Below are 17,801 nucleotides of genomic sequence, written 5' to 3' on the forward strand. Positions count from 1 at the left end.
CCGCTCGGTCCCTCTCGCCGTCGGCGTGGAGCCGGGTGTTCGCCCCGGGACACGATCTGCTCGAGCGCGTGGGTGCCGGTCAGCCGCTGACGTGTGCGGTGTTGTCGAGCCAGTGCTGAGCGAGGTCGGTGTCGCCATCGATGCTGACGTCGCGCCCGGTGAGGGGGAGTCGCCGGGTCACCGTCAGTAGCAGCGCTCGCGCCGGGCCGCTCACCGTCACATCGGCGGGCCGCCTTCCGGGTCGCCACGTTGCCCCGTCTGGCCGCCGTTCGACGAACCAGGCGCCGGTGCCGTCGGCGAGATCGGTGGCCAGCCATTGCAGCGTCTGCCCGGCGCCGCGGAGAGCGTTCGCGGACTCGGGCCGCTGCATCTCCCAGGTGGGCGAGGTGAGCATCGCGAAGTGGTTGCCGATGAGCGCGGCGGCGATGTCAGCGGCGATGTCAGCCGACCGGTTCGCGGTATGGGCAGCGTCGACGCCGTGTACGACCGCCTCGTTGAGCATGCCGGCCAGCCAGAATCGCGTCCCTGATCGCCCGTCGGCAGCGGGGTTGAACACCGGCGCATCGAGGGCGTCATCGGAGCAGGCGTTCGCGACCCGTTGCGCGGATTCGCTCAGCCACGCCTGCCATTCGCCGGGATCGGCGGGGAGTTCGGCCATCTCCATGGGCAGCTGGGTGGGGTCGGTGATGCGCCGTTCGATGATCTCGGCGACCCAGTTCTGGGTCTGTCCTACGTGTTCGACCAGATCGGTGATGGTCCACTGCGGGGCTGTCGGCACGGTCGCGCCGGGTCCGGCCGCGGCGGCTGATTCCGCCAGAGCTCGGGTGTGGTCGACAATGGCTTGCCGGGCGCGTTCGGCGGTCAGCTCGGTCATGGGATGCCCTTTCGTAATTCGTTGTCGTGGGTATGACGGGCTGCGTCGGTCGAACTCATTGGTGCCGTGCCGACTCTCTCATTCGTGTGCCCCCGCGTCATCCCGAAGTCAGCTCCCGATAGTCGGCGGCGGCTATCGTCGTCGCTGGCCGAATACGGTGGACTCCCAGGTCAATTCGGCGTCCGTTCTGGTTGAATCGCGCGTATGGCAACCAGTGTGCGCATCTCTGGGCTGGTGCTCGTCGAGCACGAGTTCTCGGTCCCCCTCGACCATTCCCGTCCCGACGGCCCGAAGATCACTGTCTTCGCTCGGGAGGTCGCCGATCCGGACGGGCTCGACCGGCCGTTTCTCGTCTACCTCCAAGGCGGGCCCGGGCACGAGGCGCCGCGGCCGTCGCGCGGGACGCCGAGCTGGCTGTCGCGGGCATTGCGGGAGTATCGAGTGCTGATGCTCGACCAGCGCGGCACCGGACGGTCCACGCCGGTCGGCATGTTGTCCGGCACTCCGGCCGAGCAGGCCGAATACCTCACCCACTTCCGCGCCGACGCGATCGTCCGCGACGCGGAGTTCGTGCGGCGACAGCTCGGCGTCGAGAAGTGGAGCGTGCTCGGGCAGTCGTTCGGCGGGTTTTGCGCGCTCGCTTACCTTTCCCACGCTCCCGAAGCCTTGGCCGAGGCCTTCTTCACCGGCGGGCTGCCGCCGATCGCGCGGCATCCCGACGAGGTCTACACCGCGACGTTCGACAACCTGATCGAGCGCAACCGCCAGTACTACCTCCGCTATCCGGGCGATCGCGGCCGGGTCGAGGCGCTGCTGCCGATGCTCGACGACGGGGCCGTCGTCCTGCCCGACGGCAGTCCGCTCACCGCGCGGTTGTTCCAGCAGCTCGGGTACGTTCTCGGTGTCAGCGGCGGCGAGGAGACGCTGCACTATCTGCTCGAACGTGATCCGAAGTCCCCCGCCTTCGCGCACGACGTCGCGAACTCGCTACCGTTCACCGCGCGCAATCCGCTGTACTCGGTGATCCACGAGTCGTCCTACTCCGACGGATTCGCCACCCGCTGGTCCGCCGAGCGCGTGCTGCCGGACAAGTTCCGCAGCGACCGGACGCTGTTCACCGGAGAGCACGTGTTCCCCTGGCTCTTCGACGACTACCACGGTCTCCGGCCGATGAAGGAGACCGCCGAGCTGCTCGCCGCACACGAGTGGCCGCGGCTGTATGACGCCGACGTGCTGCGCGAGTGCACGGTCCCGGCGGCGGCCGCGATCTACGCCGACGACATGTACGTCGAGCGGACGTTCTCCGAGGAGACCGCGCGGTTGATCCCGACACTGCGGCCGTGGATCACCAACGAGTACGAGCACAACGGGCTGCGCGCATCGAGCGATCACGTGCTCGGGCGGTTGATCGACCTCGTCCGCGGCCGGGTCTGAGCCTGCACTGCTGTCACCGCCGAGGTTCGGTTTCCTCGGCTGTCCCGAAATAGCTACGGGCCCGGCCGCATTGCGGCAATCGCGGGAAAGCGGAATCGTGTCGCCACGCTGCGGGCCGCCCGAGGATCTGAAGCCCTTGCGGTGCAGGTGTTTTCGAGGTCGGTGTCAGTACACTCGGAAGTTTGTGACGCTCGGTGTGTGGGGGAGATCGGTGGTGAGGGTGAATTCGACTTGGCCGGGGCCGGTTACGAGGCGGAGGTTGCCGACTACGGGGGCCGTCCAGAAGAAGGGTTGCCAGGCGCCCAGGGGGGTGGCGGCTTGGCCGGTGGCGCCGGTGTCGAGGTTGCGCCATCGGACGGTGGGGGCCAGGCTGCACCAGGGGGCGGGAACGCCGAAGACCTTCAGCCAGCCTTTGAGTTGGAGGTCTACTGTGCCGGGGACGTCGCCGTCGGGGTAGACATTGCCTACTGCCCAGACGTCGCCGGAGCAGCCCGGACCGTTGGCGCCGGTGGTGGTCATGGGGAGTTCGACGGGGATGTAGTTCGAGGCCGCGGCGGGGGCGCTGGTGGCGATGAGGGCGGCTACTACCGCGCTGGCGGATAGGGAGATCTTGGCGAGTTTCCGGTAGGACATTTCAGCCTTTCAACTGCGATTGCTGCAAGGTCGATGGCACGAGATGGCTTCGAATTCATTGTTCCATCGGCTAACGGGTTGCTGTCGTTACCCGTCGCTTCGCGCGGCGAGCGGGCGAGCGATGACCTAGGCGATCGCGGAAAGGCGACCAGCGGTTCATCAAACGCTCGCGCACCCGAATCAGGTTGCGCACGAAAGTAACCCGGAGATACCTCGTCGGCGCGGAATAGCATCATGTCATGCGACCGCAATGGCTCATCGATCTCCACGAGGACTTCCCGGGCTCCGCTGTCGTCGCGGCGGCGCTCGACGATCCCCTGATGATCGAAGAGCGCGACGCGATGGTGGGGCGCTGGCCCGCTGTCCCGCGGAGCCGGGCGATCGTCGGGTACGGGACGATGCCGACGATGACGCGCATGCGCCGCGTGCCGCGGCTCGGAGAAGCGGTGTTCGATGACTACGCGATGCTGCGTTGCTCGTTCTACTACCGGCACATGTACGACCTCCTCGGACGTACCGCCGTCCTCGTGCCATTTTCGGCGCTTCCTGATCTACCGCTGCGGCGCATGTTCGACAGTGACCAGGTCTTCATCCACAGCGATACGAACTACAAGCTGTTTCCCGCAGGTGTTCATGCGATCGCGGACTTGGCGCGCTGGCTCGAACTCTATGACCATTACCGAGACGAACTCGTTGTCGTGTCCGAGGTCGTGACCTTCGAACGCGAGTACCGATGCTTCTGCCGCGACGGCCGATTCGTCTGCGGAAGCTCCTATCCGATCGAGCCCTACCTCCCGGTTCCCGATCACGTGCGCACCTTCGCCGAGACAGCGGCGGCACGACTGCTCGCCCACGGCTCCGGCATGGTCACCGTCGATGTCGGCGTCGGCCCCGACGCTGCACCCCGTCTGGTCGAGATCGGCGGCGTGAACAGCTGGGGCATCTATGGTTCCAACGTCGCCGACTTCATCGCCGCGATGGAAGCCGAGGCCCTCGCCCGGGCGGACCTGTGAGAAGGGCGTCGCCACATGCCATGTCATCACCTCCGTCCGTTTTCGTTTCCGAGACCCCACCGCTTGGCCTGGTCCGCGGTGAGTCGCAGGAGCTCGCGGTAGGGCAGGCCGTTCAGGAGTGAGCGGCCGGGCGGCGTGATCAGTGGGGGATGGGGGTGGTGGGGCGGGGGGTGGGGCGTGAGGTCAGGTGGGCTTCGATTACCTGGGCTACCTGGTAAGGGTGTTCTGTTGGTTCGAGGAATGGTAGGTATTCGACTGTGCGGGCCAGGGCGGGGAGGTCGACGGTCAGGTACATCGCCATGAGGGGGTTCACGAAAAGTTCTGTGCCGGTGGTGCGGTCGGTGGCGTGGACGTCGCCGAATTCACCGCGCAGGGCGCTGGCGATTTGGGAGTGGACAATGCTTGGGCGCAAAGGTGTTTCGGCTAATGCGTGGACAACGGCGGCGAAATAGGCTGCCCCAGGCCGGATTCGTCGCCGCGCAGCAGGATGTCCGTGCCGCCGTCCACCAGCACGAGGGCGTCGACGTCGAGTTGCTCGACGAGCGCGGCATAGGCCGCGCGCAACGGCCGGACACCGGATTTGGGGAATGCGTACACGATCGGTTCGCGGCCGGTGGTCGCGAGCCAGCGCGCCAGGCCGCGTTCTGGGAAGTAGTCGTCGTTGCCGGGGGTTTCGGGGCCAACGGCGGCGACTCCCGGTACCAGCCAGTCGTCGAGTGGGGTCCGGCGCAGGTCGCTGAACGACAGGTTCGCCAGATGTACCTTCTTGCCCTGCTTTTCCAGTGCTACCGCGAGTGGCAGGCCACCGTACACATCGAATCCGCCGCCCGCCCCGGCGATCAGGACACTGGAGGCATCGCGCAGGCGGGTGAACAGCGGCGGCTCGGCCAAGTGATACGAACTCACCCCGCCCATCATGGCCACGGCCGCGATCCAGTGCCACAACTCGCGTATATGCCGATGATGTGGCGTTCGGGGCTGTGGTTCGAGTTGATTACTACAGTGAGGCCGATGGGAGATGACCAGGCACTGGTTCAGACGTTGCGGGATATGGCGTGGCTGGCCACCCCGATGGCCCTGCGCGTCGCGGCGACGCTGCGGCTGGCGGACCAGTTCGGCGATGCCGGGGCCACTGTCACGGAGCTGGCCGAGCGCACGTCCACTTCGGCGCCTGCGCTGACTCGGGTGCTCGCCCATCTGGTGACCCTGACGGTCCTCACACACACGAACGGCGTCTACCACCTCACCGAGCTGGGGCGGCAGTTGCGTTCGGACGCGGACAACGAACTGCTGCTCGAACTCGACATCAACTCCGCGGTCGGGCGCGCGGAACTGGCCTACGTCGAACTGGAGCATGCGGTACGCACCGGCGAAGCGGCCTATCCGCACCGCTACGGCCGCGACTTCTGGTCCGATCTCGCCGAGACGCCCGCGCTGCGAGAATCCTTCGACGCCAAGATGACTCGCCGATTCCAGGCTATCGCGCCGCAGATCGCCCAGCGATACGACTGGAGTCGCTTCGCCACCATCGTCGATGTCGGCGGCGGGCAAGGCGCGGTCCTGAGCGCGATCCTGCGCGCGCATCCGTCGGTGCGCGGGCAGCTGGTCGATCTGCCCGCCACCGCGGCCCGCGCCGCCGAGGAATTCGCCGCGGCCGGTCTGACCGACCGTGCCACCGCCGTGGCGGGCAGCTTTTTCGAGCCACTGCCCGCCGGGGCCGATGCCTATCTGCTCAGCGACATCCTCCACGACTGGGACGATGCCAACGTCCACGAAATCCTCACCCGCTGCGCCGAAGCCGCGGGTACGGCGGGAACCATCCTGATCGTCGAAGCCGTGCACGGCCTCGGCGCCCACACCGCGATCGACCTGTCCATGCTCGTATTCTTCGGTGGCCGCGAACGCACGCTCGACGAATTCGCCACCTTGATCGGCGCCCACGGCCTACAGCTGAAATCCGTTGCGGAAATCGCCGACAACCGCACCCTCCTCGAAGTGACGATCAGCTGAGCCGAGTCCCGGTATCGTTTTTTGAATCCTGTTGGTGGGCAAGAAAGTAGGTTGAAATGAGCATTGTTCTGCAGACCGAACCCTTGAATTTCGGCCAGGCGGTATTGGATGCGCAGCACGCGTACCACGGTCAGATCGCCAAGCTCTTGGGCATCGACGACAAGGAAAGGGTCAAGCGCGTGTTGATGGCCAACGGCATTGATCCGGGTGTGGAGGTGTGGGTGGGATACTGCTCGCCGATCGATGAGGACAGCCGCGTCGGCAGCAGCTTCAAGCCCGGGGACCCGACCAACACCTCCCCGGTGGTCGTACGCATCAGCGACGATCGCACCGTGCGGGCGCGAGTGAATGTCGACCCGGCCGAGGTGCACCCGTACCTCGTGGACATGCACTAGAGCGAGCAGACCCTCCGGTCGCTTCGACCGAAGCGGGCGGAGGGTCCGGCCGGAGTCGAATCGGTGTCAGCCGAGATCGATATCGTCGAAGTACAAGGTCACCAATTGCCCTCCATCGATCTCGTCGGGTTCGCTCCAATCGAAGGGGAACGCACCGCGCAAGGCAATCTGGGTGGCCTGCGCTCCTTGACCTCGATCGATGACGATGGTGACGTTCTTCGGTTGGACATCGGTGTCCCCGCGCACTGCCCCGGCGAACCAATCGGCGAATGCGCCACTCGCCGCGGCGCTGCGACGGAGCGAAACCGCGCCGGCCGAAGGTGTATCCGGAACCAGGATGAGGACTTCGCCCGCCGCGCCTTCGATGGGCGAGGCCAACGCCGGATCGATGGCGACGTGCTCGATCTCGATGATCGGCTCCGCGGGCGCCTCGTCCACCGTCACGCTGATCGTTACATCCGTGTTCATCGCTTCGCCTCTCCGATCAGCTCTGGCGGGTGAGTTCGATTGTCCGGGTTGTTATGTTGGTCTTCTCGACCGAGTAGAGCCGTTGCGGTACGCCGTCGTCCGCGCAATCGAGCGCCTGCAGCTTGAAGGATTCGCGCGGCGTATGGGACCAGCCTCCGTGCACAAATTCCCAGGCGTTCGCAGGGTTCACCTGGGTAGCCGATATTCCAGAACCCTTGGTGACCGTCTTGCCGGTCGCGAGTCCGAACTCCACCCGATGGGGAGTGCTCTGCAGATCCAGTGTGTAACCACTGCTGGACTCGAACTTGTTGTATACCCCGTCTGCCCAGTAGTCGGCGTTGCCGGTCGACTTCTTGCCGTACGAGAACGTCACGCTTATCTCGACGTCCTTGGCGCCCAGCCAGTCCCCCAGATACTTGCGTATCTTCGCCGGATCACCGCCGGTCTTCTTCATCACGGTCTCGTCGAATTTCTTCGCCAACGCACTGACGATACCTTCCAGCAAATCCTTCGGCTTATCGCTGTCCCGGTTTTTCTGAGCAGGTTTCGTGAGGGCCTCGATGTACTCCTTCAGCCACTCTTCATTGAATTGCCGCTTCACTCGGCCACGATAGGTGCCGAAGTACAGATCACGATTGCCGCCACACTTGGGCATGTCCCACTCCTCGGCTCGATGGAAGAACCAGACATGACCGGCCCCACCGCAGCGGCATACGCGCCACTGCGCAGACTCCGTACACCGCGCACATCATCCCGCCGCGCACAACGCAGTCCGATTACCAGCACGACGAGACGAAACACACTGCGAGAATGGGTATTTCAGAGCCACGAGACTGGTCCGCTTCCATTGGAGCACCGCGATAACGGCCAGTCCATAGCCGCCGGACATCAAACAGCGAGTCGCTCGGCGCTTCGGCTGCTGGAGGGCAGGGTGGCGGATTCGGTATCGGTCGATGCTCATGCGGTGTTGGACGCGCATCAGTCGAAGCCAATAGCCTTCTGGCACAGCGAGTGAGGTGAGCCACAGTCGCCGCTCGGTTATAGGAGGTCTGACGATGGTGGAACGAATCCTCATCACCGGCGCGGCGGGTGGTGTCGGCACGCTGATGCGGCCCCGGCTGGCACGGCCCGGCCGAGTGCTGCGACTACTCGATCTGCATCCGCTGCCGGAGCCGGGGCCCGGTGAACGGGTCGAGCTGGTGACGGGCTCGCTCACCGATCCGGTGACCATGGCCGCCGCCTGTCGCGATGTCGACGCGATCATTCATCTCGGCGGGATCAGTCGTGAGGATGCCTGGGATCGCGTGCTCGCGGCCAATATCGACGGCACGCATACCGTTTTGGCGGCGGCGTGCGAGGCCGGGATCTCCCGGGTGGTGCTCGCGTCGAGCAATCATGCCGCCGGATTCCGGGAATTCGACACCGGGGATCCGGAAGGCATTGCGGGGGAATCATTTCCGCGTCCGGATACCTATTATGGGGTGAGCAAGGCAGCGGTGGAGGCGCTGGGCAGCCTCTATCATTCGCGCTTCGGTATGGATGTCCTCTGCCTGCGGATCGGATCGTGCTTCGAGCGGCCCGCCGATCTGCGCGGGCTGTCGATGTGGCTGTCGCCGGACGACGGCGCGCGGCTGTTCGAGGCCTGCCTGGCCGCCGAACGTCCCGGCTTCCAAGTGCTCTGGGCCGTTTCGGACAATACGCGGCGGGTGGTCTCGCTGCGCGCGGCCGAGGCGCTCGGCTATCGCAGCCGTGACGACGCGGAGCGATACGCCGGGGAGATCGATACCGATCCCGCGCTCGCGCCGAAGTATATCGGCGGCGCTTTCTGTGAAACGCCACTCGGCAAACCGAATCCGCTCTGAGCCGGGCGGCACACACCGGAATCGCATTGCGCGATACCGAAATCGAATCGGGATTTCCGATTACCGCCCCTGCTTCCCATGTGACGCTGAGGGCCTCGCAGACCTCGAAAGAATCGCAGCATCATGACCAATGTTCGTTTTCTCTATTTCTTCGGCGCGCTCGGCGGCATCCTGTTCGGCTACGACCTCGGCGTGATCTCCGGCGTACTGCTGTTCATCAAGAAGGAATGGCACCTGACCTCGTTCACCCAGGGTGTGATCGGCGGCTGCCTCGCCGCGGGCGCGGTGATCGGCGCGGCCATCGCCGGGCGGATCACCGACCGGCTCGGCAGGCGGCGCACCATCATGATCGCCGCGGTGGTGTTCGGTGTCGGCGCCATCGGCTGCGCGCTGGCGCCGAATGCGGCGACGCTGGTGCTCGCCCGCTTCGTCACCGGTATCGCGGTGGGGTGCTCGTCGGCGACGGTGCCGACGTATCTGTCCGAGTTGGCGCCGACAAGGGCGCGCGGTGCGCTGTCGACGTTGAATCAGCTGATGATCGTCTCGGGCATCCTGCTCGCCTACATCGTCGACTGGGCGTTGTCGGGTACCGGGAATTGGCGGCTGATGTTCGCGGTGGCCGCGATCCCCGCGGTGGTGCTGCTGGCGGGCATGTCGGTGCTGCCGGAGACGCCGCGCTGGTTGCTCAAGGCCGGTCACGAGGCCAAGGCGCGGGAGGTGCTGGCGGGTACGCACGGATCCGCCGACATCGACGGTGAAATCCACAGTATTCGCGCCGTGATTCGCCTGGACGCCGAGCAGAAGGGCAGGCTGCGCGATCTGTGGCTGCCGTGGGCGCGGCCCGCGCTGATCGTCGCGCTGATCCTCGCTGTCGGCCAGCAGTTCTCGGGTGTGAACGCGGTGAATCTGTATGCGCCGCAGATGTTCACCGATCTCGGCTTCGGCAATTCGACCTCGCTGCTCGCCGCGATCGTGCTCGGCGTGATCAAGGTGGCGTTCACCGCGTGGGTGATCTTCGTGGTGGACCGGTGGGGACGCAAGCCACTTCTGTTGCTGGGCAACGTATGTATGGCCGCGTCGCTGCTGTTGCTCGGCATCATCGTGCTGACCGTGGACAATCACACCGTCACCGGTCTGACCACGCTGATCCTGCTCAATGTCTATCTGGCCGGCTACGAACTCGGCTGGGGCGCGGTGGTCTGGGTGATGATGGCGGAGATCTTCCCGCTGCGGGTGCGCGGTGTCGGAATGGGCGTCGGCAGCGTGGTGCTGTGGGCGTCGACCTTCACCATCACCTTCCTGTTCCCGGTGATGAACGACCATCTGGGGCTTGCCCGTTCGGCCTGGTGCTTCGCCGGGGTGAGTGTGGTGATGTTCCTGCTGGTGCAGCGGTTCGTGCCGGAGACGAAGGGGCGCAGCCTCGAGCAGATCGAACTGGATCTGCGCGCCCGCGTTGGTGGCCAAGCGGCCGAGGCGAAGTGATCGGGTGATCGTCTACGTATCGAATGCGGACGGCCGCGAGATCTCGGTCTTGCGGCTGGACGCGTCCGGGGTGCTGACTCCGGTGCGCGCGGTTGCCGTCGACGGGAAGGTGATGCCGTTGGCGGTGTCGCCCGATCGCCGCCGTCTGTACGCGGGGTTGCGGTCGACGCCGTACCGGGTCGCGGTATTCGAAATAGAGTCCGGGACAGGGGACTTGGTGCCGGTGGCGACCGGGCCGCTGCCGGACAACATGGCCTACCTCGGCGTCGATCGTTCGGGGCACTATCTGCTGAGCGCCTCGTACACCGGCGACAAGGTCGCGGTGCAGCGGATCGGCGGAGACGGTGCGGTGGGGGAGGTGGTTCAGGTGCTCGCCACGCCGCCGCACGCGCACTCGATCGTCGCCGATCCGTCGAATCGGTATGTGTTCGTGGGTGTCCTCGGCGGTGACACGGTGTGGCAGTACCGGTTCGACGGTACGCTGACGCCCAACGCGCCGCCCTTCGTGGCGACGAAACCCGGTGCGGGCCCGCGGCATATCGCCTTCCACCCGGACGGCCGGGTGGTCTACGTATCGAACGAATTGGACGGCACCGTCGAAAGCTTCCTGTTCGACGCCGATTCCGGTGTGCTCGATCCGGTGACCGCGCTCTCGGTGGTGCCGCCGAGCCACGCCGGAATCACTCCGGCCACCTCGGAACTGCGGGTGACCCCGGATGGCCGGTATCTCTATGTGGCCGAGCGGGTTTCGAGTTCGCTGGCGTGCTTTCGGGTGGACGGCGCGACAGGTGCGCTCGCACCCTGCGGGCACACCTTCACCGAGACCCGGCCGCGCGGATTCGCCATCGACCCCCGCGGGCGGTTCCTGGTGGCGGCCGGGCAGCGCACCGGTCACGTCGCCGGCTACGCCATCGGCTCCGGTGGCGGACTGGAGCTGGTCGACCGCCGCGCAGTGGGCGCCGACCCCAACTGGGTCGAGATCGTCGACCTGAACGGCTGAGCGCCGATGCCGACGAGGTATCGGTCGATACGAAATGAACGTTGGACGAGTATCACCGCGGGGCCATAGCCTGCGAAGACGGCAGAGGAGGTCGATCATGGCGGATACCGACGGTGCGCGGCTGTGGCTCGCGGACGGACTGCCTCGGCTCGAGCCGGTCGGTGACACCGGGCGGCTGGGCTCCGGGCGGCTCAGCTCGCTGGTATCGCTGGAACATGTCCGCGGGTTCGTGACCGTGGTCGAGGAGGGCAGCTTCCGGCGCGCGGCCGAACGGCTCAGGATGACCCAGCCGCCGCTGAGCAGGCAGATCCAGAAGCTGGAGCGCGAAGTCGGTGTCGAACTGTTCGATCGCACCCAGCGACAGGTCCGCCTGACCCCGGCGGGCGAGGTGTTCCTGGTCGAGGCGCGGCGGTTGCTCGCGCTGGCCGAGGCGGCGCCGGACGCGGCGCGGCTGGTCGCGGCGGGCACCGCGGGCGCGGTGCGGATCGGGTTCACCGCGGCCTCCGGCTTCGGTTTCCTCGGCCGCCTGCTCAACCACGTGGAGCAGGGGCTGCCCGGTGTGGAGGTGGTGCTGCGGGAAATGGTGAGTTCGGAGCAGTTCGCGAACCTGCGCAGCGGCAAACTGGATCTGGCGCTCGCCCGGCCACCCTTCGACGCCGGTGAATTCGATTGTCGCCTGGTGCATTCCGAGCGGCTGGTGCTCGCGGTACCCGCCACGCACCGGTTGGCCGGGCTCGAGCCGATCCCGATCGACGACCTCGGCGGCGAGGCGCTGCTCGTCTACGCGCCGGGCCCGGCACGGTATTTCGCGGATCTGGTCGCCGGAATCCTTGCGGCCGTGCCCTACACGGCCACCCATGAGCTCACCCAGGTGCACACCATGCTCGCGCTGGTCGCGGCCGGGCGCGGGCTGGCGCTCGTCCCCGACAGCGCCACCCACCTGCATCCCGACGGTGTGCGGTTCCGCCCGCTCGCCGGTATCGACGATCCGGTCGTGCTGCACGCGGTCTGGCGCCGCGACTGCGCGAACCCGGCCTTGCATCGCGTGGTGGCGCTGCTCGATTCGCTGCCGCCCGCGCACTGAAACCGCTTGTCTCCCAGGAGGTATACGTGTCCCACCTGTCCGCCGAAGAGCTGGGCCCCGCTCTGGGCCGCGGGCTGCTGTCGTTTCCGGTCACCCATTTCGACGCGGAGCTCGCCTTCGACGAGGCCGCCTACCGCAAACACATCGCCTGGCTCGCCCAGTACGAGGTGGCGGGCCTGTTCGCCGCGGGCGGCACCGGAGAGGGATTCTCGCTGACACCGCCGGAGATCGATCAGGTGGTGCGCGCGGCGGTGGCCGAGACCGGCGGCCGGATACCGGTCGTCGCGCCGGCCACCGCGGGCACCGCCGCCGCGATCGAGCAGGCGCGCGCCGCCGAAGCCGCCGGGGCGGAAGGCATTCTGCTCCTGCCGCCCTACCTCACCGAGGCCGGGCCCGACGGGCTGATCGAACACGTCGCCGCCATCTGTGCGGCGACCTCGCTCGGCGTGATCTTCTACAGTCGCGCCAATGCCACCTGCAACGATGTCACCCTGGCTCGAATGGCCGAGCGCTGCCCGAACCTGATCGGCTTCAAGGACGGCGTCGGCAATATCGAGACGATGACCCGCATCTACGCCCGCCTCGGCGACCGGCTCACCTACATCGGCGGCCTGCCGACCGCCGAGACCTTCGCACTGCCGTACACCGAAATGGGCGTCACCACCTACTCTTCGGCGCTGTTCAACTTCGTCCCCGAGTTCGCGCTGGCGTTCTACCGCGCTGTGCGGGCCAGGGATCGGGACACGGTGTATCGCCTGCTGCGCGAATTCGTCATCCCGTATCTGGACATCCGTGACCGGCGTCCCGGCTACGCGGTGTCGATCGTGAAGGCCGGGCTCACGGCGGTCGGCAGGCCTGCGGGGCCGGTGCGGCCGCCGTTGACCGATCTCACCGGCACCGAACTCGGCGAACTCACCGAGCTCGTCCGCACCATCACGGTGACCCGATGAGCGGCGCCGTACTCGACGAGATCACCGGTGTCACCGTGTCTTCGGTGACCGTGCCGCTGCGGACTGGGATCAGCGACGCCAAGGTGCTCACCGGGCGGCAGCGGCCGATGACCGAGGTCGCCGTGCTCGTCGCCGAGATCGAGACCGCGGGCGGCTACGGCGGCGTGGGGCTGAGCTATGCCAAACGTGCCGGTGGCCCAGGACAATTCGCCCATGCGAGGGAGCTGGCGCCGGTGCTGCTCGGCGCGGATCCGAGCGATATCGGCAAGATCTGGGACACGCTGATGTGGGCGGGCGCCTCGGTCGGGCGCAGCGGGCTCGCGGTGCAGGCGATCGCGGCCTTCGATATCGCGCTGTGGGATCTCAAAGCCAAGCGCGCCGGGCTGCCCCTGGCGAAGCTGCTCGGCGCGTACCGGGATTCGGTGCGCTGCTACGACACCTCCGGTGGGTTCCTGCACGCGTCGATCGAGGAGGTGCTCGAGCGCGCGGCGGCATCGCTGTCGCGGGGGATCGGCGGGGTCAAGCTCAAAGTCGGCCATCCCGACGCCGCGGTCGATCTGACCAGGCTGACGGCCGTGCGGGAGAAGTTCGGTGACGGTGTGGCGATGATGGTCGACGCGAACCAGCAGTGGGATCGCGCCACCGCGCGGCGAATGTGCCGCGCACTCGCACCGTTCGGGCTGACCTGGATCGAAGAACCCCTGGACGCCTGCGATTTTCGCGGGCACGCCGAGCTGAGGGCGGCCTTCGACACCCCGATCGCGACCGGGGAGATGCTCACCAGCGTCGGTGAACATCGCGAGCTGATCCGCGCGGGCGCCGCCGATATCGTGCAGCCCGACGCGCCACGGGTCGGCGGCATCACCCAGTTCCTGCGGATCATGGCCATGGCCGACAGCGAAAACCTGGCGCTGGCACCGCATTTCATGAAGGAAGTGCACCTCCATCTGGCCGCCGCCTATCCGCGTGAGCCATGGGTCGAGCATTTCGAATGGTTCGATCCGCTGTTCGAGGAGAGCCTCGATATCGCCGAGGGACGGATGTGGCTGCCGGGCCGCCCCGGGCTCGGGGTAACCCTCAGCGGACAAGCACGCGCGTGGACCGTGGCCGAGCACACCGTCCGCGCCTGAACTGCGCGAGGAACACAATGGACACCGATCTATACGAACTGGACCGCGTCATCGCGGCCGCCGCATCCGCCGAAAGCACGCCCGCCGAACGCATCGCCTGGCTCGACGGGGTCGCGGACGCACTCGATGCCGCCGCCGACGAGCTCATCCCGCTCGCGGCCGGGGAGACCCGGCTGCCCGAAACCCCGCGCCTGCGTGGCGAACTCGCGCGCACCACCTTTCAGTTGCGCTTCTTCGCCGAGGTGCTGGCCGACGGCGCCTATCTCGACGCCACCGTCGACCATGCCGATCCCGGCTGGCCGATGGGCCCGCGCCCGGATATCCGCCGCGCGCTGCTGCCGATCGGGCCCGTCGTGGTCTTCGCCGCGAGCAACTTCCCGTTCGCGTTCAGCGTCGCGGGCGGCGACACCGCCTCGGCGCTCGCGGCGGGCTGCCCGGTGGTGGTCAAGGCGCATCCCGGACATCCGCGGCTGTCGGAGCGGACCGGTGCGATCGTGCGTGCCGCGCTGACGGAAGCCGGTGCGCCCGAGGGGATCTTCGCGGTGATCCACGGTGTCGAGGCGGGCGTGGAGGCGCTACGGCATCCCGCGGTCGCCGCCGCGTCGTTCACCGGGTCGGTGCCGGGCGGGCGGGCATTGTTCGACATCGCGACCGCGCGACCGCGGCCGATTCCCTTCTACGGCGAGCTCGGCAGTGTGAATCCCGTGGTGGTGCTGCCGGACGCGGTGCGGGCGCGCGGACCGGAAATCGTCGCGGGCTACCTGGATTCGTTCACTCTCGGGGCTGGACAGTTCTGCACGAAACCTGGACTGCTGCTGGTGCCCGCCGGGCACGGGCTCACCGAGCCGCTGCGTATCGGCATCGAAACCAAACCCGCTCAGCCGCTGTTGAATTCGCGGATCACCGAGGGCTTCCTGGCGGGGGCCACTCGGCTACGTGCGCATCGATCGGTCACCCCGATCTCCGCGCCGGACGAGGACCCCTTGCGGCCGAAGCTGTTCGGCGTCAGCGCCACCGACTTCCTCGCCGGAGGCGAGCTGCTGCGCAGCGAATGCTTCGGACCCGTCTCACTGGTCGTGGAGTACGAGAGCACGGGAGAGTTGCTCGAGGTGCTCGATGCGCTCGAACCAGGGCTCACCGCAAGCTTGTTCGCACAGGACACCGAAATCGACGCCGCCCGTGCGCTGCTGCCCGCCCTGACCGGTCTGGCCGGGCGGCTGCTGTGGAACCAGTGGCCGACCGGCGTCACCGTCACCTGGGCGCAGCAGCACGGCGGGCCCTATCCCGCGACCACCGCGCCGACGACGACATCCGTCGGCGCGGCGGCGATCTCCCGCTTCCTGCGGCCGGTGGCCTGGCAGGGCTTCCCCGACGCGCTGCTGCCACCCGCCGTCCGTTCGGACAATCCGTGGGCGCTGCCGCGGCGGGTGGACGGGAAGCGGGAGTGACCGTGGGATCCCTCATCACCGATGTCCGGCTCACGCCGATCCTCATCGCCGACGCGCCGCTGCTGAATGTGGGCGGGGTGCACCAGCCTTATACGCCACGACTCATCGTCGAGGTCGAAACCGATTCCGGCATAGTCGGTCTCGGCGAAACCTACGGTGACAGCGTGTACCTGAGCCGGGCGGCCGAGCTCGCGCGTGCACTGATCGGCATGCCGTCGGGCGCGTTCAACGCGATCCGCTCGCTCGGCGACCGGGCGTCGTCGGAGCTGCTGGCGGACATCCCGATCGCCGGTGGGCTGCGCGGCGCGCTGACCACCGACAAGGTGCGGCTGAGCGTGCTGTCCGCCTTCGAGGTCGCGGCCATGGACGCGTACGGCCGCGAACTGGGCCTGCCGGTGCACGCGCTGCTCGGCGGCAAGGTCCGCGATCGGGTCGACTACTCCGGCTACCTGTTCTACAAATGGGCCGAGCATCCCGTCGCGGACGCGCCCGCCGACGCGTGGGGCGCCGCGCTCGATCCGGACTCGGTGGTGCGGCAGGCACGAAAGTTCTTCGCACTCGGTGGATTCCGCTCGTTCAAGCTCAAGGGCGGCGTCTTCGCGCCCGATGCCGAATGCGCCGCCATCGAGGCGCTGGCCGCCGCCTTTCCGGATCATCCGCTGCGCCTGGACCCGAACGGCGGATGGTCGGCGGCCACCGCGTTGCGCGTCGCCGAACGCCTGCGCGGCACCGTCGAGTATCTGGAGGATCCAACGACCGGTCTCGACGATCTCGCGGAACTGCACCGGCGCACCGGGATTCCGCTGGCCACCAATATGGTGGTGACCTCGGTCGCCGAAATAGCACCCGCCTTCGCGCGCGACGCGGTCCAGGTGGTGCTGTCCGACCATCACTTCTGGGGCGGCCTGCTGGCCACCCGCGATCTCGCCGCGGTCTGCCGTGCCCACGGCAAAGGCGTCTCCATGCACTCCAACACCCACCTCGGCATCAGCCTCGCCGCCATGACCCAGGTCGCCGCCACCATCCCCGATCTCGACTACGCCTGCGACACCCACTATCCATGGCAGGCCGAGGACGTGATCACCGCGCCGTTCGAATTCGACGGCGGCGCGATCGAAGTCACCGATACGCCCGGCCTCGGTATCGAACTCGATCGCGACGCCGTCGCGCGCCTGCACGAACGCTGGCGACGCCTGCCCGCGCTGCGCGAACGAGACGATGTCGCCGCGATGCGCGCCGCCGACCCCGGCTATCGGCCGATCCGCGGCCCGAAGTTCTGACGCCTGACCCGCACGGTCACCCTCTACGCTTCTGAGACCGGGCAGCGGAGGGTAGGCAAGTGAGTGACGAGTCGGGCACGCGCCGCAGGGATTCGGCGGCGACCACCGCGGCGATTCTGGCGGCGGCGCGCGAACTGTTCGCCGAGCGCGGCTACGAGCGGGCCACGGTGCGCGATATCGCCGCGCGCGCCGGAGTGAATCAGGCGCTGCTGTTCCGCTACTTCGGCACCAAGGACGAGCTGTTCCGCGCCGCGATCGCCGATCGCGGCAGACAGGTGCTCACCGAGGGGCCGACGGCGGGACTGCTGGCACGGCTGCTGGTCAGGGCGCTGGCGCCGACCGATTCCGCGACCAGGGAGCAGTGGCTGCAGGCCGCGCTGCGGTCCGGCGGGGACGAGGGCGCGGCGGCGATCCGGCGCGAGCTGGGCGACGAATATGTCCGCGCGCTGTCCTCGCTCACCGATGACGCCGACGGTGAGCTGCGTGCCGATCTACTGCTGGCCTGGTTGCTCGGTATCGGGCTGCTGCGGTCGGTGCACCAGCGCGAACCGCTCGCCAGCGCGGATACGGCGGCGGTTGCCGAGCATGTGCTGCGTGCGGCACAGGTGCTGCTGCCCGGTATCGACGTGAATTTCCCGCAGGCGTAACGGAATTCATCCGTTGACGCGACGCTGTGACTTCCCTTACCTTTGCTTAGTAAGCAGTCGCTTACATCAGTGATCGGCCCTGCTTCGAAGG

17 protein-coding genes and 1 pseudogene are annotated in these 17,801 nt (G+C 67.5%); 13 read left to right on the forward strand and 5 right to left on the reverse strand.

Annotated features, from left to right (window positions below; genetic code table 11):
* Positions 1-79: 79 nt before the first annotated feature.
* Complete coding sequence (locus tag ACIG5A_RS03505) at positions 80-874, reverse strand: maleylpyruvate isomerase family mycothiol-dependent enzyme (protein WP_397237257.1); 795 nt, start codon at positions 872-874, stop codon at positions 80-82.
* A gap of 204 nt (positions 875-1,078) precedes the next feature.
* On the opposite strand from ACIG5A_RS03505, the gene ACIG5A_RS03510 reads away from it, so the two are divergent.
* Positions 1,079-2,308, forward strand: coding sequence for an alpha/beta fold hydrolase (locus tag ACIG5A_RS03510; RefSeq protein ID WP_397237259.1), 1,230 nt, complete (start codon positions 1,079-1,081; stop codon positions 2,306-2,308).
* Positions 2,309-2,473: 165 nt separating this feature from the next.
* On the opposite strand, the gene ACIG5A_RS03515 is transcribed toward ACIG5A_RS03510, so the two are convergent.
* A complete protein-coding gene (locus ACIG5A_RS03515; RefSeq protein WP_397237261.1) occupies positions 2,474-2,941 on the reverse strand; it encodes a hypothetical protein in 468 nt (155 codons plus the stop codon).
* Positions 2,942-3,180: 239 nt separating this feature from the next.
* Here ACIG5A_RS03515 and ACIG5A_RS03520 point away from each other — a divergent pair, with 239 nt between their 5' ends.
* Positions 3,181-3,954: an ATP-grasp domain-containing protein gene (locus ACIG5A_RS03520; protein WP_397237263.1), complete on the forward strand. Its 774-nt coding sequence runs from the start codon at positions 3,181-3,183 to the stop codon at positions 3,952-3,954.
* A gap of 423 nt (positions 3,955-4,377) precedes the next feature.
* Here the strand turns inward: ACIG5A_RS03520 and ACIG5A_RS03525 are convergent, their stop codons facing one another.
* Positions 4,378-4,860, reverse strand: a complete 483-nt coding sequence (locus ACIG5A_RS03525) for a hypothetical protein (RefSeq protein WP_397237265.1) — start codon at positions 4,858-4,860, stop codon at positions 4,378-4,380.
* A 105-nt stretch (positions 4,861-4,965) separates the two neighbouring features.
* Between ACIG5A_RS03525 and ACIG5A_RS03530 the strand changes: the two genes are divergently transcribed.
* Positions 4,966-5,964: a methyltransferase gene (locus tag ACIG5A_RS03530; RefSeq protein WP_397237267.1), complete on the forward strand. Its 999-nt coding sequence runs from the start codon at positions 4,966-4,968 to the stop codon at positions 5,962-5,964.
* Positions 5,965-6,020: 56 nt separating this feature from the next.
* On the forward strand, positions 6,021-6,359 hold the full coding sequence (locus tag ACIG5A_RS03535) for a hypothetical protein (protein ID WP_397237269.1): 339 nt from the start codon (positions 6,021-6,023) through the stop codon (positions 6,357-6,359).
* 66 nt (positions 6,360-6,425) lie between these two features.
* On the opposite strand, the gene ACIG5A_RS03540 is transcribed toward ACIG5A_RS03535, so the two are convergent.
* Positions 6,426-6,827 carry a phage tail protein gene (locus ACIG5A_RS03540; protein WP_397237271.1) on the reverse strand — a complete coding sequence of 134 codons (402 nt, stop codon included), beginning with the start codon at positions 6,825-6,827 and terminating at the stop codon, positions 6,426-6,428.
* 16 nt (positions 6,828-6,843) lie between these two features.
* Positions 6,844-7,482 (reverse strand): hypothetical protein, encoded by a 639-nt coding sequence (locus tag ACIG5A_RS03545; protein ID WP_397237273.1) that lies wholly within the window; start codon positions 7,480-7,482, stop codon positions 6,844-6,846.
* 400 nt (positions 7,483-7,882) lie between these two features.
* Here ACIG5A_RS03545 and ACIG5A_RS03550 point away from each other — a divergent pair, with 400 nt between their 5' ends.
* The 9 genes and pseudogenes from ACIG5A_RS03550 (at position 7,883) to ACIG5A_RS03590 (ending at position 17,710) form a co-directional block, all read left to right on the forward strand.
* A complete protein-coding gene (locus ACIG5A_RS03550) occupies positions 7,883-8,689 on the forward strand; it encodes an NAD-dependent epimerase/dehydratase family protein (protein WP_397237275.1) in 807 nt (268 codons plus the stop codon).
* Between the two features lie 117 nt (positions 8,690-8,806).
* Positions 8,807-10,171 (forward strand): annotated as a pseudogene (locus ACIG5A_RS03555) (sugar porter family MFS transporter); the annotation flags it as partial.
* Positions 10,172-10,175: 4 nt separating this feature from the next.
* A complete protein-coding gene (locus tag ACIG5A_RS03560; RefSeq protein WP_397237277.1) occupies positions 10,176-11,171 on the forward strand; it encodes a lactonase family protein in 996 nt (331 codons plus the stop codon).
* A gap of 199 nt (positions 11,172-11,370) precedes the next feature.
* Entirely contained in the window at positions 11,371-12,255 is an 885-nt protein-coding gene (locus tag ACIG5A_RS03565; protein ID WP_397238793.1) for a LysR family transcriptional regulator, read from the forward strand.
* A gap of 26 nt (positions 12,256-12,281) precedes the next feature.
* The gene (gene kdgD / locus ACIG5A_RS03570) at positions 12,282-13,205 is read left to right on the forward strand and encodes a 5-dehydro-4-deoxyglucarate dehydratase (protein WP_397237278.1); all 924 of its coding nucleotides are present in this window, start codon (positions 12,282-12,284) and stop codon (positions 13,203-13,205) included.
* Positions 13,202-14,335 carry a mandelate racemase/muconate lactonizing enzyme family protein gene (locus ACIG5A_RS03575; RefSeq protein WP_397237279.1) on the forward strand — a complete coding sequence of 378 codons (1,134 nt, stop codon included), beginning with the start codon at positions 13,202-13,204 and terminating at the stop codon, positions 14,333-14,335. Before kdgD ends, ACIG5A_RS03575 begins: the two co-directional genes overlap by 4 nt.
* A gap of 17 nt (positions 14,336-14,352) precedes the next feature.
* The gene (locus ACIG5A_RS03580; RefSeq protein WP_397237281.1) at positions 14,353-15,783 is read left to right on the forward strand and encodes an aldehyde dehydrogenase (NADP(+)); all 1,431 of its coding nucleotides are present in this window, start codon (positions 14,353-14,355) and stop codon (positions 15,781-15,783) included.
* Positions 15,780-17,063 (forward strand): enolase C-terminal domain-like protein, encoded by a 1,284-nt coding sequence (locus ACIG5A_RS03585; RefSeq protein ID WP_397237283.1) that lies wholly within the window; start codon positions 15,780-15,782, stop codon positions 17,061-17,063. Before ACIG5A_RS03580 ends, ACIG5A_RS03585 begins: the two co-directional genes overlap by 4 nt.
* 59 nt (positions 17,064-17,122) lie before the next feature.
* Positions 17,123-17,710, forward strand: coding sequence for a TetR family transcriptional regulator (locus ACIG5A_RS03590; RefSeq protein ID WP_397237285.1), 588 nt, complete (start codon positions 17,123-17,125; stop codon positions 17,708-17,710).
* Positions 17,711-17,801: the final 91 nt, after the last annotated feature.

It is taken from the genome of Nocardia sp. NPDC052566 (assembly GCF_044547285.1).
Taxonomy (GTDB): domain Bacteria; phylum Actinomycetota; class Actinomycetes; order Mycobacteriales; family Mycobacteriaceae; genus Nocardia.